This is a genomic window from Streptomyces recifensis (assembly GCF_002154615.1).
GTDB lineage: Bacteria > Actinomycetota > Actinomycetes > Streptomycetales > Streptomycetaceae > Streptomyces > Streptomyces griseoluteus.
Genome location: NZ_MUNH01000007.1, coordinates 1 through 20310, shown reverse-complemented (window position 1 = coordinate 20310; position 20310 = coordinate 1). Strand labels below are relative to the sequence as shown.

Sequence of the window (20310 nt, the reverse complement as noted above, 5' to 3'; positions counted from 1 at the left end):
GGGAGCCGGGCGCGCCCGGCGGGGTGAGTGTGCCCGCGATCGTGGACGTGCCGAGCGGCGAGCTCGTCACCAACGACTACCAGCAGCTCACCCTCGACCTGGCCACCGAGTGGACGGCCCTGCACCGCGAGGGGGCCCCGGACCTGTACCCGGAGCATCTGCGGGACGAGATCGACGAGGTGATGGCGGAGGTCTACGAGGACGTCAACAACGGCGTGTACCGGGCCGGGTTCGCCTCGGACCAGGAGGAGTACGAGGAGGCGTGCGCCGGGGTGTTCCGGCGGCTGGAGGCGCTGGCGAAGCGGCTGGCGGGGCAGCGCTATCTGGTGGGGGACACGATCACCGAGGCGGACATCCGGCTGTTCACCACGCTGGTCCGCTTCGACCCGGTGTACCACGGGCACTTCAAGTGCAATCTGTGGAAGCTGACGGAGAACCCGGTGCTGTGGGGGTACGCGCGGGACCTGTTCCAGACGCCGGGGTTCGGGGACACGGTCGACTTCGACCACATCAAGCGGCACTACTACCAGGTCCACTCCGGCATCAATCCGACCGGGATCGTGCCGCTCGGCCCGGACCTCGCCGGCTGGCTGAGCCCGCACCACCGCGAGGAGTTGGGCGGCCGGCCGTTCGGTGACGGCACCCCGCCGGGCCCCGTGGCTCCGCACGAGCGGGTGGGGCCCCGAGGTCTGCCTGCATGAGGAGGGCGTGACGAGGAAGAAGCGTGACATGGCGAAGAACAAGACGAAGAAGAAACTCTCGCTCACCTACAAGCCGGTCGGCTTCGTGATGAGCTGGGCCGGCGGCGCGCTGGCCGGACTGGCCTTCCGCAAGGCGTGGATGGCCATACGGCACGAGGAGGACGCGCCCGACGCGCTGGACCGCGACCGGGGCTGGGGCGAGGTGCTGCTCGCGGCGGCCGTCCAGGGCGCGATCTTCGCGGTGGTGCGCAGCGCCGTGGACCGTACGGGGGCCAAGGCCATCGAGCGGTCGACGGGTGTGTGGCCGGTGGCCGAGAAGGGCGGCCGGGACTGAGCACACGAGGACCGGGGGTGGCGGGCGTCGCATCGGCCCGCCACCCCCGGTCTTCGTCCGTGCTCAGCCCTGCTTGGGCGCCGTCGGCGGGGAGAGCCGCACCGTGAAGGAGTGTCCCGACGGGTCCGAGTAGCTGCGCTCCTCGTGCGGGCCCACCGCGTCCCGTGTCTCCAGGGGGCGGCCGCCCAGCGAGACGATGCGCCGCTCGGCCCCGTCCAGGTCGTCCACCATGAACTCGAGGTGCGCCTGCAGCGAGTTCTCCGGTCGGGGCCAGCTCGGGGGCGTGGCGTTGACATCGCGGCGGAAGGCGATGCGGAAGCCGTCCGCGCCCCGGATCTGTACCAGGTTGGCGGAGGCGACGGTCTGTTCGCCGTCCAGCAACTCCTCGTAGAACGCGGCCAGTTTCTCCGGCTCGGCACAGTCGAGCACCACCACGCCCGCTTTGACCAGGGTCATGCTTCCTCCCAGAAAGTCGCCTCCCCCTGCGACTGTCCCGGCCCGCCCGATTCAGTCGGCGATCCTCCCGGGGGGCGTTTCCGGGCGGCTCAGTCCGCGAGGTCGACGAGGAACTTCCGGGGCGGGCAGAAGAAGGTGACGCCGGTGACCGCCCGTGAGTAGTCCAGGATGCGGTCGTGCAGCGGCGGCGGGTCCCCGATGAACATGCGCTCCAGCATCTTCTCGGTGACCCACAGGTGCCGGGAGTAGCCGATGAAGTAGGTGCCGTACTCGCCCTTGCCGGGGGTGGCGAACGGCATGTTGTCGCGGAGGATGTCGTGCTCGCCCTCGGCGTCCTCGATGGTGCACAGGGTCTTGTGCGACTTCTGGCCCTCGGTCGCGTCGGGGAGTTCGATGTTGTCGAACTTGGTACGGCCGATGATCTGTTCCTGCGTCTCGGTGGTCTGGGCGCGCCAGTCCTTGAGGTCGTGCAGGTACTTCTGGATGACGACGTAGCTGCCGCCCGTGTACGCCGGGTCCTCCTCGCCGACCAGGGTGGCCGCCGGCAGGGAGAGGCCGATCGGATTGGCGGTGCCGTCCACGAATTCCAGGAGGTCGCGGCCGTTGTAGTAACGGAATCCGGTGACATCGTCCACGGCCGTCACGGAATCACCGAACGCCTCGAGGAGAATCTTCTCGAATTCCACGACGAGATCCACGGAATCGGCGCGTACGTGGTAAAGGAGATCACCTTCGGTGGCCACCGCCGTGTGCTGAGCGCCCCGGATCTCCTGAAAAGGCCTGAGTTCCTTCGGCAGCGGTTTCCGGGTCAGCGGTTCCCAGGCGTGGTGCGAGATACCGAGATTACAGGTGAAGATCCCGGTGTTCACCTGGATCTTGATGTCCTTGAGCAGGTCCTCGATGCTCGCCACCACCGAGCGTGCCTTCTCCATGGCCTCGTCGCCGCTGTTGATGGTCAGCACCAGGAAGGCGGCCGCGGCGGTCATCGGCGCGTCGATGTACTGCGGCTCGGTCCTCAGGTCCTGCTTGGCGACGGCGCTGTGATCCATGGCCTCTCCCGATGGGCGGCCCGCGGGGGCGAGCGGGCAGGGCGGTGCGTGGCAGGCGGAATCCGGCCCGTCCAGCATCCGACACCGCAGGGCGGTCCGCCACCGGCGGCGGCGCCGGAAAGGTCCGCCAAACAGGTGATCCCTTGGGGCCCGGACACCTGCGCCTGCCCAGAAATGACGGGCCTGCCGGGGCCTTTCCGGCCCACGGGTTGATCGATTCGAAGTGGCAGCCTCACCGCGCCGGGCCGAAACTGATTCAGCAGTTCGTGATCAGAGAAGAGCACGTGGCCGAGCAAGCTATCCAGACGTTCTCGCAGGAGATCACATGGTGGAACAGTCCTCGGACGTCCATATAGAAGGAATGGACGACGAAACCCTCGTGGCACGGCAGGTTGGCGGCCCGGCGGTGAGCGAGACCCAATTGCGGCTGGCGGATGTGCTGGCCGACGTCATGGGTGTGGAGAACGTTCCGGCCGATGCGCACTTCTTCGAGAGTCTCGGTGCCAATTCCCTGGTCATGGCGCAATTCTGCGCACGGGTCCGCAAGCGGGAGGATCTGCCCTCCCCGTCCATGAAGGACATCTACCGGTACCCGACGATCCGCGCCCTGGCGGAGGGGCTCACGGGAACCCCGTCAGCCCCCGCTCCCACCGCTCTGGGGATGCCCCCGGAGCCGGTCCGGCGGGCGAGCGGCCTTTCCCACACCCTCTGCGGCACGGCCCAGTTGCTGATCTTCCTGGGATATTCGCTGGTCGCCGGATTCGCCACCGCCGGCGGTTACGAATGGGTGGCCACCAGTACGGGCGTGTGGGACGTGTACCTGCGGTCCCTGGTCTTCGGCGGAGTCGGATTCGTGGCCCTGTGCGCGTTCCCGGTCGTCGCCAAGTGGGTGCTGGTCGGGCGCTGGAAAGCCGGTGAGTTCCCGCTCTGGGGCCTCGCCTACCTGCGCTTCTGGGTCGTCAAGGCACTGCTGCACGCCAATCCGATGATCCTGTTCATCGGCAACCCGCTGTACGTGTTCTACCTGCGGGCCCTGGGCGCCCGGATCGGCAAGGGCGTCACGATCCTCTCCCACTCGGTACCGGTCTGCACGGACCTGCTGACGATCGGCTCCGGCACGGTCATCCGCAAGGACTCGTTCTTCCTCGGTTACCGGGCGCACGCGGGGTACATCCAGACCGGCCGGATCAGCATCGGCCGGGACGTGTACATCGGGGAGAAGACCGTTCTGGACATCGACACCTCGATGGGCGACGGCGCCCAGCTCGGGCACTCCTCGTCGCTGCACCGCGGCCAGTCCGTCCCGGCCGGCGAGCACCAGCACGGCTCCCCCGCGCAGACCACCGACGTCGACTACCTGCGGGTCGCGCCCGCTCGCTGCGGCACCGGCCGCCGGGTCTGGTTCGGGCTGGCCTCGCTGCTCCAGCTGTTCCTGCTGTACATCCCGCTCGGGGTGGGCGGCCTGTACATCCTGTTCGACGCGGTACCCGCGGTCCGCCGTCGGCTCGACGCCCGGACGGCGCTTCCCCCGGGCGAGTTGGTGACCGACGCGGTCGTGCTCTCCCTGGTGCTGTTCGTGGGCTTCGTCGTCCTGGGCCTCGGCCTGCTGTGCACCCTGCCGCGCCTGTTGCACCTGGTGGTGCCGCCGGATCGGGTGTTCCCGCTCTACGGGTTCCGGTACGCGGTGCACCGGGCGACCGCGCGGATGACGAACATCAAGTTCTTCGCCTGGCTCTTCGGCGACAGCTCGTACGTCGTGCACTACCTGCGCGGTATCGGGTACGACCTCTCGCACGTGGAGCAGACCGGGTCGAACTTCGGCACCGAGATGCAGCACGAGACTCCGCTGCTGGTCACGGTGGGCAGCGGCACGATGGTGGCCGACGGGCTCTCCGTCGTCAACGCGGACTACTCGGCCACGTCGTTCCGGGTGTCGCGCGCGACGATCGGGGCGCGCAACTTCCTCGGCAACAACATCGCCTACCCCATCGGCGGCCGGACCGGGGAGAACTGCCTGCTGGCCACGAAGGTGATGGTGCCGCTCGACGGCGAGGTCCGCGAGGGGGTCGGGCTCCTCGGTTCGCCGTGCTTCGAGATCCCGAGGTCGGTGGAGCGCGACAGCCGGTTCGACAAGTTCAGGTCCGGTGACGCGCTGCGCCGGAGCCTCGCCGCGAAGAATCGTTACAACCTGCGTTCGATGGCCTTCATGCTGTTCGTGCGCTGGCTGCACGTCCTCGGGCTCACCCTGCTGGGCCTGGCCACGGTGGAGCTGTACGGCGTGCTCGGGCACGTGGTGATCGCCACCTACATGGCGCTGACGCTGATCGTCACCACGCTCTACTACGTGCTGCTGGAGCGCTGCCTCACCCGCTTCCGCCGGCTCCGCCCCATGCTGTGCTCCATCTACGACCCGGCCTTCTGGGCCCAGGAGCGCCTGTGGAAGGTGCCGGACCGGCATCTGAACATCTACAACGGCACCCCCTTCAAGGCCCTCGTCTGGCGCCTGACAGGTGTCCGCGTCGGCCGCAGGGTGTTCGACGACGGCTGCTACATGACGGATCGCACGCTCGCCGTGATCGGCGACGACTGCACCCTGAACGCGGGCAGCAAGGTCCAGTGCCACTCGCAGGAGGACGGCACGTTCAAGTCCGACATCAGCACGCTGGGCGCGGGCTGCACCCTGGGCGTCGGCGCGCACGTGCACTACGGCGTGACCATGGGCGACGGCGCGCGGCTGGCGCCCGACTCCTTCCTCATGAAGGGCGAGGAGGTCCCCGCGCACGCCCGCTGGGGCGGCAACCCCGCCGTGGAGATGCCGGAGGCAGCGGTGCTGCCCGCCGGTTCCGGCCAAAGGACCCCACCGTCCGTCGACAGCGCCGCCGCGGCGTCCGTGAAGTGAGGGAGCATCCGATGGGAACGCTTGTGCAGGCGGACCGGGAGTTCTGGAGCGGCGTGCTGACCGCCGGCGGATTCACCGCGGTACCGCGCTGGGCAGAGGTGCCCGTCCCCGGTACGGCCGAGTGCGGGGTGCCGTTGCCCGAGTCGCTGGGCGACCTGGCCAGACGGCTGGACGTGCCCGCGGACGCTCTGTTGCTGGCGGCCCACGCAAAGGTGCTCTCCGCCCTGACCGGCGAGCAGGACGTGGTGACGGGGTACACCGTCGACGCCGAGTCGCTGCCGTGCCGCCTCACCGTCTCCCCCGGCACCTGGCGCTCGCTGGCCGGAGCCGCCCACCGCGCGGAGTCGGAGGTGCTGGCCCACCGGGACTTCGCCGTGGCGGACCTGCGCCGCGAACTGGGGCTGACGGAACCGGCGTTCGAGGTGACGTGCGGCCCTGGGAACAGCCCTCTCTCCGGCGCCCGTGTTCTGCACGTCCACTGGTCCGAGGCCGAGCGGCGCCTGGTCCTCCGGTACCGCACGGACGTCCTGGACGCCCGGAGCGCCGACCGTGTCGCCGGGTACCATCTGCGGGCGCTGGGGCTGATGGCGGCCGACCCGGACGCCGAGCACACGCACCAGAGCCTGCTGTCGGCCGAGGAGCGGCACGAGCAGTTGGCGGGGCTGGCCGGCCCGGAGCGGGAGCTGCCGGACGCGCGGGCCCACGAACTGTTCGAGCGGCGCGTACGCCGGCACCCGGACGCCGTCGCGGCGGTGCACGGCGACCGCCGGTGGACGTACGGGGAACTGAACCGCCGGGCCAACCGGCTGGCGCGGGCGCTGGTGGCGCGCGGGCTGGGCCGGGAGGACGTGGTGGCCGTGGTCACCGAGCGCAACCTCGACTGGCTGGCCGCGACGCTGGCCGTGTTCAAGGCGGGCGGCGCCTATCTGCCGATCGAGCCGCACTTCCCGCCGGGCCGTATCGCGGCGACCCTCTCGCGGGCCGGGTGCCGGCTGGTGCTGACCGAGTCGGGCAGCACGGCCACGCTCGACGAGGCGCTGGCCGAGATGCCCGGCGCCGAGCGGCTGCTCGTCGGTGACGCGTACACGGAGGGGCACGCCGAGGACGACCTCGGTGTGGCGGTGGAATCCGGTCAACTGGCCTACATCTACTTCACCTCCGGTTCCACGGGCGAGCCGAAGGGCGCGATGTGCGAGCACGCCGGGATGCTCAACCATCTCTTCGCCAAGATCGACGACCTGGGTGTCGGCGAGGGCGGGGTGGTGGCGCAGACGGCGCCGCAGTGCTTCGACATCTCGCTGTGGCAGCTCGTCTCCGCCCTGCTGGTGGGCGGTCGGACACTGCTGGTGGAGCAGGACGTGCTCATGGACGTGGAGCGGTTCGCCGACACGCTCGTGAACAGCAGGGTCGGGGTCACCCAGCTCGTGCCCTCCTATCTGGAGGTCCTGGTCTCCTACCTGGAGCGGCACCCGCGGGACTTCCCGGACCTGCGCTTCGTGTCCGTGACCGGCGAGGCGCTCAAACCGGAGCTGGTGCAGCGCTGGTTCGCCGTGCAGCCGGGCATCAAGCTGGTCAACGCCTACGGCCTGACCGAGACGTCGGACGACACCAACCACGAGATCATCGACGGTCCGTGCGACCGCGTCCTGCTGGGGCGCGCGGTGAACAACGTCCGCGTTCTGGTCGTGGACGAGCGGCTGGAGCTGGTGCCGCTGGGCGCGCCGGGCCTGATCGCCTTCTCCGGTGTCTGCGTGGGCCGGGGCTACGTCAATGATCCCGAGCGCACCCGTGAGGCGTACCGGGAGGACCCGTACCGGCCGGGTGAGCGGCTCTATCTGGGCGGTGACTGGGGGCGCTGGCATCCCGGCGGCAAGCTGGAGTTCCTGGGGCGCCGGGACAACCAGGTCAAGATCCGGGGCTTCCGTATCGAGATCGGCGAGATCGAGAACGCGCTGCTGCGGGTGCCCGGGGTGCGGGACGGTGCGGTGGTCGTGGCCGAACGGGCTGGGCAGGGCAAGCAGTTGGTCGCGTTCTACGCGGGGCGCGAACTGTCCGTCGACGAGCTGCGGGACGCCCTGGGGGCGGGGCTGCCCGCTTACATGGTCCCTGCCGCCTTCCACTGGCAGTCGGCCCTCCCGCTGACGGCCAACGGCAAGATCGACCGCAAGACGCTCACCCGGCTGGCCGAGCAGAGCACGCCGGCCGTGAGAGACGACGCCGGGGACCGTGCGCCGCGTACCCCGGCCGAGCGCAGGCTCGCGGCCGTCTGGGCCGGACTGCTCGGCATCGCCGAGGAGCGGATCAGCCGTACGGACCACTTCTTCGACTCCGGCGGCACCTCCCTGACGGCGGTGAAGCTGACGATCGCGCTGGACCGCGCGGTGTCCCTGAGGGACATCACCCGCAACCCGGTCCTCGCCGACCTGGCCGCCCTGCTGGACGGCGCTGCCGGGCCGGACGGGGAGATGCTCCAGCCACTGGCGGAAGCCACCGGGACGCCGGAGTGCGCGCTGGTGTGCTTTCCCTACGCGGGCGGCAACGCGGTCAACTTCCAGCCGATGGCGAGCGCGCTGGCGGGCGGCGGGATGCCGGTGCTCGCGGTGGAGCTGCCGGGGCACGACCTGGCCGGGCGGCAGGAGCCGTTCGGGTCGGTGGCCGAGGTGGCGGAGCGGGTCGCGGCGGAGATCACCGCCCGCGGTCTGAACCGGGTCATGCTGTGGGGTCACTCGTCCGGCGCCGCGGCGGCCGTGGAGACGGCCCGCAGGCTCGAGGAGCGCGGGGTGGAGGTGGCACGGCTGTTCCTGGGCGCGCAACTGCTGGGTACGGCCGCCGAGCGGCATGCCGCCGTGGAGGCGCTGTCGGTCCGCAGTGACGCCGAGATCGCCGCGCGGCTCGCCGAGGAAGGTGGTTATGTCGAGCTGGCGGAACTGACCGCCCGGCACGCCGAGCGCGTCGGCGCCGCCTACCGCCACGACTGTCTCTCCGCGCACCGGTACTTCTCGGAGGCCCTGGAGAACCCTCCGGCGGTGCGGCTCTCGGCGCCGGTGTCGGTGGTGGTGGCCGCCGACGACCCGTACACGGCCGGGTACACCGGGGCCCACCGGGACTGGCTGCTGCTGGCCGACCGTGTCGACCTGCACGAACTCCCCGACGGTGGGCACTACTTCCCGCGCCTGCGCCCCACCGAGGCGGCGAAGGCCGTACTGACCGCCGTGGAGCCGCTGGCCTCCTGACTTTCCTGCCTTCAGCCCAATGGCGGGCGACCGAAAGGAAATCCGACATGTCGACCTCTTCCCTGGAAGCCCCGCTCGACGTGGAGCTGCGGCCGGGCAGACCGCCGGTGGCCCGTATCGACACCCCGCCGGACGTGCCGGGCTGGGCGGCACGGTACCGCGACGAGCTGCGCGCCCGGGTCGCCGAGCACGGGTCGCTGCTGGTGCGGGGCCTGGGGCTGCGGGACCCGGAGCAGGTCGGCGCGCTGTTCGCCCGGCTGACCGGCGGTCTGATGACGGAGCGGGAGTCCTTCGCACCGCGCGAGACCTTCGGTTCAGGGCTGTACGTGTCCACGACCTGGCCGGCGAATCAGCAGATGTGCATGCACCACGAGCTGAGCTACACGCAGGAGCCGCCCGGTCTGATGCTGTTCGCCTGTCTGACCGCCCCCGAGGACGGCGGGGCGACGGCGGTGGCGGACGCGGCGGAGGTGCTGCGGGAGCTGCCCGCCGAGGTGCGGACGCGCTTCGAGCGGGAGGGCTGGCTGCTGACCCGGTCCTACAACGACGAGATCGGGGCGTCCCTGGAGGAGTCGTTCGGGACCGCCGACCGCGCCGGGGTGGAGAGCTACTGCCGGGCCAACGGCATCGACTTCGCCTGGCAGCCGGACGGCGCGCTGCGCACCACGCAGCGGCGCCCGGCCGTGGTCCGGCACCCGGTGACGGGCGAGGCGTGCTGGTTCAACCAGATCGCGTTCCTCAACGAGTGGACGCTCGCCCCCGAGGTCCGCGAGTACCTGGTGGACGTCTACGGCGCGGACGGGCTTCCGTTCAACACCCGCCACGGGGACGGCAGCCCGATCGGCGAGGACGTCGTCGAGCTGCTCAACGCGACGTACGAGAAGCACACCCGGCGCGAGCCGTGGCAGGCCGGTGACCTGCTCCTCGTCGACAACGTGCGCACCGCGCACAGCAGGGAGCCCTACACCGGGGACAGGCAGGTGCTGGTCGGCATGGCCGACCCGCGCCGACTGGACGCCGGTGCCACGAACCCGGAGGCGAGCGAGCGATGACCGACCTGTTGCCCACCACCGCGCAGCCGGCCCACCCCGGCCCGGCCTCACCGACGTTCGCCGTCATCTCCGGTGAGCAGGTGCAGAAGGCGCTCGCCGGGCGCGAGCGGGAGATCACGGACCTGGTCGAGGCGACCTACCGGCTGCACGGGGCCGGAGACTCGGTGAACCCGCCGTCCTACTTCCTGCGCTTCCCCGACCGGCCCAGCTCGCGGATCATCGCGCTGCCGGCCTCGGTCGGCGGGTCCGTGGGCGTCGACGGCATGAAGTGGATCTCCAGCTTTCCGGACAACGTCCGGTCGGGGCTCCCCCGCGCCTCGGCGGTGCTGATCCTCAACGACCCCACGACGGGCTACCCGTTCGCCTGTCTGGAGAGCTCCATCATCAGCGCGACCCGGACGGCCGCGTCCGCCGCGCTCGCCGCGGACTGGTTCAGCCGCGACCGGCCGCGTCCGACCCGCGTAGGGTTCTTCGGCACCGGGCTGATCGCCCGCTACATCCACACCTTCCTCGCGGGGACGGGCTGGGAGTTCGAGACGGTCGGGGTGCACGACCTGGCCGCCGACAGCGCCGCCGGGTTCTGCGACTACCTGCGGCTGAGCGGGACGAGCGCCGAGGTCACGGTCCACGACAGCGCGGCGGACCTGATCCGCTCCAGCGACCTGGTGGTCTTCGCCACCGTCGCCGGACAGCCGCACGTCACCGACGCCTCGCTGTTCTCCCACAACCCCGTGGTCCTGCACGTCTCGTTGCGCGACCTCGCCCCCGAAGTCCTGCTGGCGTCGGCCAACTTCGTCGACGACGTCGAGCACTGCCTGAAGGCCGACACCTCCCCGCACCTGGTCGAACAGCGCACGGGGAACCGGGACTTCCTCAACGGCACGCTGAACGACGTGATGCTCGGCCGGGCAGCGCCGCCGCCCGACCGGCCGATCGTCTTCTCGCCCTTCGGGCTCGGCGTCCTCGACCTCGCCGTCGGCAAGTACGTCTACGACGAGACGGCCGCCGCAGGGAACCTCGGCCTCATCGACAACTTCTTCCACGACCTGCGCCGGTACGGCTGAGAGCGCTGCCCTTCCCCGGCACCAGGAGGCCCATCGTGCCCGTCATATCCGCTCCTCATGACTTCAACGAAGGCCATCTCTTCGTCGACCTCAAGTCGATCCTCGGATGTCCCCTCTACCTGAAGTGCGAGGGCTTCAACTTCGCCGGTTCCATCAAGCTGAAGGCCGCGAACGAGATGGTGGAGAGCGCCGAGCGGGAGGGGATCCTCAAGCCGGACTCCGTCATCGTCGAGTCCTCGTCCGGGAACCTCGGAGTGGCGCTCAGCATGATCGCCGCGAGCAAGGGCTACAAGTTCCTGTGCGTCACGGACTCGCGCTGCAATCTGTCCACCCGGCTGCTGATGGAGTCCCTGGGCAGCAAGGTGCACATCGTGGCGGACCTGGACGAGAACGGCGGGTTCCTGGGCACGCGGATCGAGTACGTGCGGTCGCTCTGCGCCTCCGACGACCGGTACGTGTGGCTCAGCCAGTACACCAACCCCGGCAACTGGCAGGCGCACTACCGCACGACCGCCCCGCAGATCGCCCGGCAGTTCCCGCGCCTGGACGTGCTGTTCGTCGGTACGGGCACCGCCGGGACGCTGATGGGGTGCGCCCGCTACTTCCGGCAGTGGCACCGCCCGGTGCGCATCGTCGCGGTGGACAGCGTCGGCTCGGTCGCCTTCGGCGGGGAGCCCGGCCGCCGGATGATTCCCGGTCTCGGCATGAGCATGCGGCCGCCGCTGCTGGACGAGTCCTACGTCAACGAGGTGATCCGGGTGGAGGAGGCGGACACCATCCGGGCCTGCCATCAGATGGCCCGGCGCGGTTTTCTCTTCGGCGGCTCCACCGGCACGGTGGTGAGCGGCGCGGCGCACTGGCTGGCCCGCCACGACACCCGTGACATGACGGCGGTGGCCATCGCGCCGGACCTGGGCGAGCGCTACCTCGACACCGTGTACCAGACCAACTGGCTGCAGGACCTGTTCGGCGACGAGATCCTCGACCCGAGCCGGTCCGCCAGCCCCTTCGAAACGGACGAGCCGGCCCCCCGCGAGGCGGACCGCTGGCCACAGCCGTGACACGTTCCCCACCCGCCCCGTCCATCTCGGTGCCGCCTGTGTAAGGGCCCTGTGCAACAGGGCCCTGGCAGGCGTCTCTTGGCGTAACCGGGGCATCCGGATTTCCGGATACGCAGGAGGGGTGATGGTCATGTTCGAACCCGACCGTGAACAGGCGGTGGCCCGTGAGGAGCCGGTCGGCGAATTGGTGCAACGCGCCTCGCAGCAGCTCACCGAGCTGGTGCGCGGCGAACTCCGCCTCGCACAGGCGGAGATGAAGGAGAAGGGCAAGCGCTACGGCAAGGGCGGCGGGCTCTTCGGAGGCGCCGGCCTGGTCGGTTTTCTCACGCTCCAGGCCCTGGTGGCCACGGCGATCGCCGGTCTTGCCGTACCTCTTCCGGTGTGGGCCGCGGCCCTCATCGTCACCGGCGTCCTCGGCGCGGTGACGGGGGTGCTCGCCCTGACCGGCAAGAAGGAGATCGGCCAGGCCGCCCCGCCCGCTCCGGAACAGACCATCGACAGTGTGAAGGCCGATGTGGCCGAGATCAAGGAGAGTGCCAAGCGATGACACAGCAGCCGTTCGAGGAGTCCTCCTCCGCGAGCCCGCAGGAGCTTCGGGAGCAGGTCGAGCGGACCCGCCACGAGCTCGGGGAGACCGTGGAGGCCCTCACCGACAAGGCCGACGTCAAGGCCCGCGCCCAGGAGAAGGCGGCCGCGCTCAAGGTGCAGACCGCCGAGACCGCGCAGAAGCTGGCGGAGAAGGTGCCGGACCCGGTCAAGGAGAAGGCCGCCCTCGCGGCGACCCAGGTCCGGGCCAGGGCCGGCCAGGCCGAGCAGCTCTGGCAGGAGCGGGCACCCGAGCAGGTCCGCGACAAGCGCAAGCTGCTGGTCGCCGGCGCGGTCGCGGTGGTCGCGCTGACCCTGCTGAGCCGCCGCAAGCGCCGCTAGCGCGCGTGCTCCGTACCGAACGGGCCCCGGCCGAGCGCAAGTTCGCTCGACCGGGGCCCGTCGCGACGGCTCAGTTGGGCTGGCCGACCGGACGCACGACGACGGTGTTGACGTCCACCCCGGCCGGCTGCCGGATCGCCCAGACCACCGAGTCGGCGATCTGGCCGGCGGTCAGCAGATGCCCCGGCGGCAGACTGCCGTAGCCGTCCCAGAACGGGGTCTCCACCCGGCCGGGCGCGACCAGGGTGACGCCGACGCCGTACTCGGTGACCTGGCGCCGGGTGTTCTCGGCGAGCCCGGTGACCGCCCACTTGGTCGCCCCGTAGAGGTTGCCGGGCGTATGCACGAACCCGGCGACACTGCCTATGAGGACGATCCGGCCGCGGGTCTCCTTCAGCGCGTCGACGGCGGCGCGGATGAGCAGAGCCGGGCCGAGGACGTTGGTCAGCACCATCTCGCTCCATCCCGCCGGGTCGCCCTCGGCGACGGAGTCGTGGGTGGCGACACCGGCATTGGCGATGACGGTGTCCAGCCGCCCGTACCGCTCGACGGTGCGGTCCACCGCGTCCCGGACGTCGTCGTAGGACGACGCGCTGCCCGGGACGACGAGCAGCTCGCCGGGGTCGCCGACGCTCTCGGCGAACTCCCGCAGCCGGTCCTTGCCACGTCCGGTGACGGTGACCCGGTTGCCGGCTTCCAGCAGTTGCCGCGCCACGGCCGCGCCGATGCCGCTGCCGCCGCCCGTGATGAGCGCGACCGGTGAGTCGTTCATGGTCATCCCCCTCGGTGTTCGTGGACACCGAGGAGCTCATCACTTCGAGTGCTCGCGAAGTCAATGCTTTCGGCGGGGTGCCGGGGCGATCGCGGGGAAGGCGAATGCCATGAGCGTCGATGAATCTTCCTTGAGCGAGTCCTCCCTGCGCGCCGTGGGGTGGGCGCGGTCGCTGCCCGTCAGCAATGGGGTGAAGGTGGCGCGGGACTGGACGCGCAGCCATCTGGAGACCCTGGACTGGGCGCGGACCGCGCCGGACACGGTGGACGCGGTGCTGCTCACCGTGTCCGAGCTGGTCACCAACGCCCATGTGCACGCCCGGGCCACCGCGCAGCTCGTGCTGACCTGGGACAGCGAGTGCCTGCATGTCACCGTGCACGACGCCTCGCCGCAGCTGCCGGAACAGCGCAGGCCCACCACCGGGGCGACCGGCGGGCGGGGCATGCTGCTGGTGGACGCGCTGGCCGACAGCTGGGGCGCCTACCCGTGCCCGCGGGGCAAGGAGGTCACGGCCTGCTTCCGGCCCGCGCGTTGAGGGTGCGGTTCAGGAGCGGGCGAAGTCCTCGGGCTGGAACTCGTGGTTCTTCAGGTGCTGTTCGATGTCCTCCAGGCTGTGCCCGGTGAGTTCCGGCATCTTCCGCCAGACGAACAGCCAGGCGGCGACGTTGAAGAGGGCGTAGATCCAGAACACCTGGCCCACCCCGAAGGCGCTGATCATGCTGAGCAGGGTGAGGGTGATCAGGAGGTTGGTGCTCCACAGGGTGGCCGACTGGACGCTGGTGGCGGCGGCCCGCACGGTCAGCGGGTAGATCTCGGAGCCGGTCAGCCAGCCCATGAGCTGGAGGCCGCCCGCGTTGAAGAACATGAAGGTCAGCAGGCAGGCCACGATGGCGGGAACGTAGGCGCGGGTGCCGTGGCCGGTGATGTAGAAGCCGCCCAGCACGAAGAGGCTGAGGGCTGCTCCGGGCACCATGATCAGGGTGAGCCTACGGCGGCCGACCTTGTCCACGATCCACAGGCCGACGATCATCATCACCAGGTAGACCACTCCGAGCGCCACGCTGACCCGGAGCGCCGAGGAGCGATCGAAGCCGTTGTCGGTGAGGATGGTCGGCGCGTAGTAGATGATCATCTCGATGCCGGAGAGCTGGGTGAAGACGGCGATGCCGCAGCCGACGACCAGTGCCGGACGCACCCACTTCTGCCGCAGGCCGCGCCAGCCCTGGTGGTTCCGGTCGGTGCGCCGCTGACGGCGGGCCAGGGCGCTGATCTCGTCCAGCTCGGAGTCGACGTCGTAGCCCGCGGGGCGTACCCGCTTCAGGACCTTCTCCGCCTCGTCGGCGTCGCCCTTGCGGAGGATCAGCCAGCGGGGGCTCTCGGGGAGCCGCAACTGGCCCAGCAGCATCAGCAGGGCGGGTGCGGCGGCCGCGCCGATCGCCACCCGCCAGGACACGGCCTCGGTCGCGCCGACGATCGTGGCGATGACGATGCCGACGCCGATGGCGAGCTGGAAGCAGAGGACCAGGCGGCCGCGGATCGTCCTGGGCGCCAGCTCGGCCACGTACATCGGTACGGTCTGGGTGGCGCCGCCGACCGCGAAGCCCAGCAGCACGCGGGCGAGGGCCAGGCCCACGGCGTTGGGGGCGACCGCGCAGGTCAGGCTGCCCGCGATGAACACGCAGCAGATCAGCAGGATGGTGCGGTGCCGGCCGAAGCGCTCGCACAGCAGGCTGCAGCTCAGCGAGCCGATGACGGCGCCCAGCAGGATTCCGGCGGCGATGGTCTCCTTCATCGTGTTCCCGATGTGGAACTCCTCGGAGATCTGGAGCAGCGCGCCGGAGATGATGCCGGTGTCGTAGCCGTACAGCAGGCCGCTGATCGCGGACACCACGGCCGCCATCAGCATGTACCCGTTCAGCCCCTTGGTGGTCCGGGGCGCCTGACCCGCGGCTTGCGTCATCGTTCCTCCAGGGCGGTTTCGACCGTTTCCGCCGGCCAGAACCGTACGTCGGAGGGGGTCCCCCAGCCGGGACGGCTCGCTTCGGCGGGGAGAATCGGCTGAGCGCGCCGACCGGCCGCGGGCGGCCCGCCCGGAACGATCTGGTCAGCGGCACACGAGCCGCTCGGCCTCGACGCTCGCCGCTTCCAGCTTCTCGTCGATCCCGCACTTGACGAGATCCCCGTACGCCACCGGTGACCAGGTGGCCACGGTGCCGCGTGTCGGTGTCCCGTCTGCCGGGGCGCAGTAGTAAGCGAAGGACGCCTCGTAGGTGGTGACGGCGACGGCGTAGAACAGGACGCCCGCCGACTTCTCGAACGACACCTCCTGCACCCTGTCCCCACCAAGGCTGAAGTCCTCTCCGGCGTCGGCAAGTTCGACGCCGGTCTTCCTCTCCAGCGCTGCGACGGCGGCACGCCGGTCCAGCGTGCCCTCGGCCGGTGTGACGCCCGCGTGGAGCGAGCGGACGGGAACCGCCTCGAAGGTCGCGTGGACGGTGACCCCGGGCCGTACATCGAAGCGCCGGGCGTCCGACACCCCGGCCAGCACCTGCCTCTGCACGACCTTGCCCCACCGGAAGGTTCCGTGCGGGCAGGTCCGTCCGGACGGCGCGAGGCGGGCACCGGCGGGACGCGCCGGCAGTGCGTCGGCGGCGCAACCGCTCCCGGCCAGCACGACGGCGACCGTCACCAGCCCTCGAAACCCACGCTTCATACTCGACAGCCTCTCCCCTTGATCCGAGGGGACAGTCTCCCCGACCCGCTCCCTGGGCCCGCACCGGCCTGGACCGACAACTGGTCACTCGAAGGGTCCGGTTGTGGGAGACGGATGGTGCCCGCGATACAGGAGTCGCTTCCTCGGCTCTGCGGAGCACTTCTCTTGGGGCGATTGCTGAAACGGTTCGTAGTGCGAAGGGACGGGGGCTGGGGTGCGTGTGCGCCCCCGGTGGGAGCCGGGTCGGGTCCAATGACCGGAATCGGGCTTCAAGGGCAGCTCATCCACTCGGGACGATGGGTTCAGTCTTCGGGACCGGCGTCGTCCGTGGCGGTGGCCGGGGGCTGGAGAAGGGGGAGTTTCACGATGAGCGTGCGCAAAGTTGCGGGCGTCATGGTGGCCGCGGTGGCGCTGGCGGGAAGTCAGCTGCTGGTAGGGAGCGCGTCGGCGGCCAGCGGTGTACAGAGCCGGATCGACAGCTATCTGGCCGCCCACCCCGGCGAGCGGCAGCTGGCGGCGGACAAGGCGACGATGCCCGGCGGAACGGTGACCTTCGCCGTCTCCGACGCCGCCGCGATCAGTTGCAGCGCCGGGCACCTGTGTATCCAGGACGGCAACGGCAAGCGCTACGACTACTACTACTGCGGCTACTACGACTTCTACGGAATCGGGGACGGCTACTTCAACAACAACCAGAGCAGCGGCACCGTGGCCCGGTTCTACAACGAGAACGGCACCGAACGGTGGAGCAGCCGGGCCCCGCAGAGCGGTACGGCGTCCTGGACGCCGGTCTGGCACATCCGTCCCTGCTGACCACCAGGGACACCACACTGCTCCCCGCCTCGGCTTGAGGCGGGGAGCAGTGTGGTGTCGGGAGGTGGATCAGAACGCCGTCAGCGTGAGAGTGAAGCCGGAGGGCGCCGTGTCCTGGATGAAGGAGGCGAAGTCGGCGACGTCGTCGAAGGCGAAGCCGTACGCCTTGCCGTCCTTGGTGGCCGCGTGGATGGCCTTGGAGTAGTGGTTGGTCAGCTCGCCCTGGTAGAAGGCGGCCGGGTCGGTGCTGGGCTGCGCGGTGTCGGTGAGCAGCGTCGAGCGGTTGAAGCCCGCGCCGAGGACGGCGGCGACGGGGCCGGTGGTGCCGTCGTTGGGGGCGGCGAGGTTGCCGTCGCAGAAGAGGACGTCGCGGGTGGAGGGCTTGGCGAAGGACACCGACGCCGGCCCGTCGAAGGTGAAGCGGTCGCCGCGGACCCGGCCGGTGAAGGTGCCGGCATTGGTCGTGATCTTCAGGTCCTTGCCGGTGAAGGTGGACCACACCTCGTCGATGTACGGCGCGAAGTAGTCCTTGGCGAACAGACCCGCGTCCAGCCCGTGACCCGGCGCGATGATGCGCTTGTCGTCGACGACCAGCTTGGAGAACTCCGCGACCTCCTTCACGGCGGCGAACGCTGCGGCGCGGCCCCCGTCCCGGATGCCGCCGGTCGTCTGGTCCTTCTCGCCGGTGAGCCGGATGCTCATCGGCACGCTGAACATGTCGACCATCGTGGTGTTGCAGAACATGCCGGACGCGTTGTACGTGAACTCCGCACAGTCGTGCAGCACACCGAAGTTGGGGTCGGACTCGACCCAGCCGGCCGGGAACTGCAGCGCCGCGTCGCCGTTGCCGTCGGTGACCGCCTTCATCTTCAGCTTGTCGCCGAGCGAGACGTAGATACGGCCCGACATGAACGGCAGGGACAGCTTGGTCTCGCCGCTGCCCGCGAGCGGTATCGCGTAGTCGGTGAAGCCGTCGGCGCCGTTGTCGGAGACGGCGATGGGCGCGAGGGTGCCGTCCTGCTTGAGGCGGACCTGCTTGCCGTCGACGTTGCCGACCACGTAGACGTTCACGGAGCCGTTGTCGAACGAGCCGCTGTTGTTGACGACGGTCACCGGCAGCGAACCCGACGCGGCGCGGGTCTTGTCGCCGCCAGTGTCACCCGGCTGGTCGGCGAGGGCGAAGGGCGCGATGGCGGCGCCCGCGGGGATGGCCACGGCCGCGCCGCCCAGGGCGAACATCAGCTTGCGGCGGGTCAGGTTGCGCTGGTGACGAGGCGACATGCGGGGAACTCCTTGCAGTGGGGGAAGCACCCGGCCGGAGCCGGGACAGCACGGGGACGGTCGGAGGGGCCAGAGGTTGGCGACTCCCGGCCCCCGGACCTCAGTTCTGGGCGGAGACGTGGACGTAGTCCACGGTCATCGTCTGCGGGAAGGACGTACCGGCGTCGGGGCTGCCGGGCCAGTCTCCGCCGACCGCGAGGTTGAGGATGATGAAGAAGGGGTGGTCGTAGACCCACTTGTTGCCGTTCACGTCGGCCGGGGTGCGGGTCTGGTAGTTCTGGCCGTCCACGGACCAGGTGATGCCGGACGGGCTCCAGTCGACCGCGAAGGTGTGGAAGTCGTCGGCGAACGGCTTGCCGTTCGGCAGGTTGTACGCGGCGCCGATCCCGCCCGCGCCGGAGTAGCCGGGGCCGTGGATGGTGCCGTGGACCGTGGAGGGCTCCTTGCCGACGTTCTCCATGATGTCGATCTCGCCGCTGCCCGGCCAGCCCGTGCTGCCGAGGTCGTCGCCCAGCATCCAGAAGGCCGGCCAGATGCCCTGGCCGCGCGGGATCTTGATGCGGGCCTCGAAGTGGCCGTACTTCTGCGTGAAGGTCTGCGCCGTGTTCAGCCGTGCGGAGGTGAACTGACAGGGCCCGTTCCAGCAGTTCAGGTTGGGGTCGGTGTTCTTGCGGGCGGTGATGACCAGGTTGCCGTTGCCGTCGAGGGCGGCGTTGTCGGTGCTGTTCGTGTAGTACTGCAGCTCGTGGTTGCCGTTGCCGCTGCCGCCCGTCTCCAGGGTCCAGCGGGACCTGTCCGGCGCGCTGCCCGCGGCGCCGTCGAAGTCGTCGGACCAGCTCAGCGCGGCCGCCGGCGCCGCGTCGGCGCGGTGGGCGCCGGGGCCCGTGGTGTTGAGCAGCACACCGGCGGCGAGCGCGGCGGCGCTTCCGCAGATCAGTCCGCGGTAGGACCAGCGGCGTAAACGATGACCAGCCATGACCTGAACACACCCTGTTCTCTGTGGGGGGGACGTACGGGGCACGCCCTCGACCGTGGGGGAAGGGACGGGCGCCGGAGGAGCACACCGCACGCACCGGACCCGAAGGCCTGAGAGCGCTCTCACACGAACGGCGAGCACCACCGGCAGGCCCCGACCATACGCCTCGGCCCCACCGGCTCCAACCGCCCCGACAACCCCTCAAAACGCCCATGAGCAGCGGGTATCTGAACAAACAACAACCTCACCGGACGACGTTTAACCCTCGATTAACCCCCACTTAAGTCCGGCCGGGACACGGGCGGGGGTGACGTGAGCGAGGGTGCGGCGGTTGTCACTGAGCGGCCGTGCGTCTGTACGCACCGTCCGCACGGGTGGACCCTGGTGCCTCGGTGAGCGTGGGCTGGAAGGTGTGTGCGATGAGCGGTGGGCAACGGGTGTCCGAGCGGGTGGTCGTCGTCGGTGCCGGAGTGGTGGGCGCATCGGTCGCGTGCCATCTGACCCGGTTGGGCCATGACGACGTGGTGGTGCTCGACGTGCGGAGCCGCCCGGAGCTGCCGGGCTCTACGGGACTGGCCCCCGGCTTCGTGGGGCAGCTCAGCGCCAGCGCGGAGTTGAGCGCGCTGGCCCAGGACAGCGTCGCGCAGTACGGCGCGTTGCCGGGTGGCACAGCGTTCTGGCAGGTCGGCTGCCTGGAGGTGGCCACCGGTCCGGCACGGCTGGAGCGGGCGCACCACGACGTGGAGCACGGGGCCCGACTCGGACTGACGGCACGGGTGCTGGGTCCCGTCGAGGCAGCCGGACTGGCTCCCGGATTGGTCGACCCGGAGCGGGCGCTGGGTGCCCTGTTCGTACCCTCCGACGGCGCGGTGGACCCCGTGCTGCTGACGCGGCTGCTGGTGGAGGAGGCGGAGCGGGCGGGAGCGCGCTTCCGCTTCAAGACCCACGTCACGGCACTCGCGCAGGAGCGGGGGCGGGT

18 protein-coding genes and 1 pseudogene are annotated in these 20310 nt (G+C 70.3%); 12 read left to right on the top strand and 7 right to left on the bottom strand.

The window, feature by feature from the left end; translation table 11 throughout:
- Both CCN33_RS00435 and CCN33_RS00430 read left to right on the top strand, forming a co-directional pair.
- On the top strand, positions 1–701 hold a 701-nt coding region (locus CCN33_RS00435), incomplete at its 5' end, for a glutathione S-transferase C-terminal domain-containing protein (protein WP_208621619.1).
- A gap of 28 nt (positions 702–729) precedes the next feature.
- On the top strand, positions 730–1035 hold the full coding sequence (locus CCN33_RS00430; RefSeq protein ID WP_031183373.1) for a DUF4235 domain-containing protein: 306 nt from the start codon (positions 730–732) through the stop codon (positions 1033–1035).
- A gap of 63 nt (positions 1036–1098) precedes the next feature.
- On the opposite strand, the gene CCN33_RS00425 is transcribed toward CCN33_RS00430, so the two are convergent.
- Positions 1099–1491: a VOC family protein gene (locus CCN33_RS00425; RefSeq protein ID WP_086689945.1), complete on the bottom strand. Its 393-nt coding sequence runs from the start codon at positions 1489–1491 to the stop codon at positions 1099–1101.
- Between the two features lie 89 nt (positions 1492–1580).
- Positions 1581–2540, bottom strand: a complete 960-nt coding sequence (locus tag CCN33_RS00420) for a Dyp-type peroxidase (protein WP_086689943.1) — start codon at positions 2538–2540, stop codon at positions 1581–1583.
- Between the two features lie 325 nt (positions 2541–2865).
- Between CCN33_RS00420 and CCN33_RS00415 the strand changes: the two genes are divergently transcribed.
- The 7 genes from CCN33_RS00415 (at position 2866) to CCN33_RS00385 (ending at position 12776) form a co-directional block, all read left to right on the top strand.
- Complete coding sequence (locus tag CCN33_RS00415) at positions 2866–5439, top strand: Pls/PosA family non-ribosomal peptide synthetase (protein WP_086689941.1); 2574 nt, start codon at positions 2866–2868, stop codon at positions 5437–5439.
- Positions 5440–5450: 11 nt separating this feature from the next.
- Positions 5451–8672, top strand: a complete 3222-nt coding sequence (locus CCN33_RS00410) for a non-ribosomal peptide synthetase (protein ID WP_086689939.1) — start codon at positions 5451–5453, stop codon at positions 8670–8672.
- Positions 8673–8719: 47 nt separating this feature from the next.
- Positions 8720–9724 (top strand): TauD/TfdA family dioxygenase, encoded by a 1005-nt coding sequence (locus CCN33_RS00405; protein ID WP_086689937.1) that lies wholly within the window; start codon positions 8720–8722, stop codon positions 9722–9724.
- Positions 9721–10788, top strand: a complete 1068-nt coding sequence (gene sbnB, locus CCN33_RS00400; RefSeq protein WP_086689935.1) for a 2,3-diaminopropionate biosynthesis protein SbnB — start codon at positions 9721–9723, stop codon at positions 10786–10788. The genes CCN33_RS00405 and sbnB overlap by 4 nt, the downstream gene beginning before the upstream one ends.
- Positions 10789–10823: 35 nt before the next feature.
- The gene (gene sbnA, locus CCN33_RS00395) at positions 10824–11849 is read left to right on the top strand and encodes a 2,3-diaminopropionate biosynthesis protein SbnA (protein ID WP_086689933.1); all 1026 of its coding nucleotides are present in this window, start codon (positions 10824–10826) and stop codon (positions 11847–11849) included.
- 130 nt (positions 11850–11979) lie between these two features.
- Complete coding sequence (locus CCN33_RS00390; RefSeq protein ID WP_086689949.1) at positions 11980–12396, top strand: phage holin family protein; 417 nt, start codon at positions 11980–11982, stop codon at positions 12394–12396.
- Positions 12393–12776 (top strand): DUF3618 domain-containing protein, encoded by a 384-nt coding sequence (locus CCN33_RS00385; protein WP_086689931.1) that lies wholly within the window; start codon positions 12393–12395, stop codon positions 12774–12776. Before CCN33_RS00390 ends, CCN33_RS00385 begins: the two co-directional genes overlap by 4 nt.
- Positions 12777–12846: 70 nt before the next feature.
- Here the strand turns inward: CCN33_RS00385 and CCN33_RS00380 are convergent, their stop codons facing one another.
- Positions 12847–13548, bottom strand: a complete 702-nt coding sequence (locus CCN33_RS00380; protein WP_086689947.1) for an SDR family oxidoreductase — start codon at positions 13546–13548, stop codon at positions 12847–12849.
- A 109-nt stretch (positions 13549–13657) separates the two neighbouring features.
- Between CCN33_RS00380 and CCN33_RS00375 the strand changes: the two genes are divergently transcribed.
- Complete coding sequence (locus tag CCN33_RS00375; RefSeq protein WP_086689929.1) at positions 13658–14083, top strand: ATP-binding protein; 426 nt, start codon at positions 13658–13660, stop codon at positions 14081–14083.
- Positions 14084–14092: 9 nt separating this feature from the next.
- Here the strand turns inward: CCN33_RS00375 and CCN33_RS00370 are convergent, their stop codons facing one another.
- Positions 14093–15508: a sugar porter family MFS transporter gene (locus CCN33_RS00370; RefSeq protein ID WP_086689927.1), complete on the bottom strand. Its 1416-nt coding sequence runs from the start codon at positions 15506–15508 to the stop codon at positions 14093–14095.
- Between the two features lie 144 nt (positions 15509–15652).
- Positions 15653–16261 (bottom strand): hypothetical protein, encoded by a 609-nt coding sequence (locus CCN33_RS00365; RefSeq protein WP_140394440.1) that lies wholly within the window; start codon positions 16259–16261, stop codon positions 15653–15655.
- A 366-nt stretch (positions 16262–16627) separates the two neighbouring features.
- On the opposite strand from CCN33_RS00365, the gene CCN33_RS00360 reads away from it, so the two are divergent.
- Positions 16628–17074, top strand: coding sequence for a hypothetical protein (locus CCN33_RS00360; RefSeq protein WP_086689923.1), 447 nt, complete (start codon positions 16628–16630; stop codon positions 17072–17074).
- A 69-nt stretch (positions 17075–17143) separates the two neighbouring features.
- Here the strand turns inward: CCN33_RS00360 and CCN33_RS00355 are convergent, their stop codons facing one another.
- Both CCN33_RS00355 and CCN33_RS00350 read right to left on the bottom strand, forming a co-directional pair.
- A complete protein-coding gene (locus CCN33_RS00355) occupies positions 17144–18355 on the bottom strand; it encodes a beta-1,3-glucanase family protein (RefSeq protein WP_086689921.1) in 1212 nt (403 codons plus the stop codon).
- A 103-nt stretch (positions 18356–18458) separates the two neighbouring features.
- Positions 18459–19331: pseudogene (locus tag CCN33_RS00350) on the bottom strand (glycoside hydrolase family 16 protein); the annotation flags it as partial.
- A gap of 419 nt (positions 19332–19750) precedes the next feature.
- On the opposite strand from CCN33_RS00350, the gene CCN33_RS00345 reads away from it, so the two are divergent.
- On the top strand, positions 19751–20310 hold a 560-nt coding region (locus tag CCN33_RS00345), incomplete at its 3' end, for an NAD(P)/FAD-dependent oxidoreductase (protein ID WP_140394439.1).

What these genes read in the sequence shown, in the direction of transcription:
- CCN33_RS00430 (WP_031183373.1), top strand. Translation starts at nt 730, where the DNA reads ATGGCGAAGAACAAGACGAAGAAGAAACTCTCGCTCACCTACAAGCCG.
- CCN33_RS00425 (WP_086689945.1), bottom strand. Translation starts at nt 1,491, where the DNA reads ATGACCCTGGTCAAAGCGGGCGTGGTGGTGCTCGACTGTGCCGAGCCG.
- CCN33_RS00420 (WP_086689943.1), bottom strand. Translation starts at nt 2,540, where the DNA reads ATGGATCACAGCGCCGTCGCCAAGCAGGACCTGAGGACCGAGCCGCAG.
- CCN33_RS00415 (WP_086689941.1), top strand. Translation starts at nt 2,866, where the DNA reads ATGGTGGAACAGTCCTCGGACGTCCATATAGAAGGAATGGACGACGAA.
- CCN33_RS00410 (WP_086689939.1), top strand. Translation starts at nt 5,451, where the DNA reads ATGGGAACGCTTGTGCAGGCGGACCGGGAGTTCTGGAGCGGCGTGCTG.
- CCN33_RS00405 (WP_086689937.1), top strand. Translation starts at nt 8,720, where the DNA reads ATGTCGACCTCTTCCCTGGAAGCCCCGCTCGACGTGGAGCTGCGGCCG.
- sbnB (WP_086689935.1), top strand. Translation starts at nt 9,721, where the DNA reads ATGACCGACCTGTTGCCCACCACCGCGCAGCCGGCCCACCCCGGCCCG.
- CCN33_RS00390 (WP_086689949.1), top strand. Translation starts at nt 11,980, where the DNA reads ATGTTCGAACCCGACCGTGAACAGGCGGTGGCCCGTGAGGAGCCGGTC.
- CCN33_RS00385 (WP_086689931.1), top strand. Translation starts at nt 12,393, where the DNA reads ATGACACAGCAGCCGTTCGAGGAGTCCTCCTCCGCGAGCCCGCAGGAG.
- CCN33_RS00380 (WP_086689947.1), bottom strand. Translation starts at nt 13,548, where the DNA reads ATGAACGACTCACCGGTCGCGCTCATCACGGGCGGCGGCAGCGGCATC.
- CCN33_RS00375 (WP_086689929.1), top strand. Translation starts at nt 13,658, where the DNA reads ATGAGCGTCGATGAATCTTCCTTGAGCGAGTCCTCCCTGCGCGCCGTG.
- CCN33_RS00370 (WP_086689927.1), bottom strand. Translation starts at nt 15,508, where the DNA reads ATGACGCAAGCCGCGGGTCAGGCGCCCCGGACCACCAAGGGGCTGAAC.
- CCN33_RS00365 (WP_140394440.1), bottom strand. Translation starts at nt 16,261, where the DNA reads ATGAAGCGTGGGTTTCGAGGGCTGGTGACGGTCGCCGTCGTGCTGGCC.
- CCN33_RS00360 (WP_086689923.1), top strand. Translation starts at nt 16,628, where the DNA reads ATGAGCGTGCGCAAAGTTGCGGGCGTCATGGTGGCCGCGGTGGCGCTG.
- CCN33_RS00355 (WP_086689921.1), bottom strand. Translation starts at nt 18,355, where the DNA reads ATGTCGCCTCGTCACCAGCGCAACCTGACCCGCCGCAAGCTGATGTTC.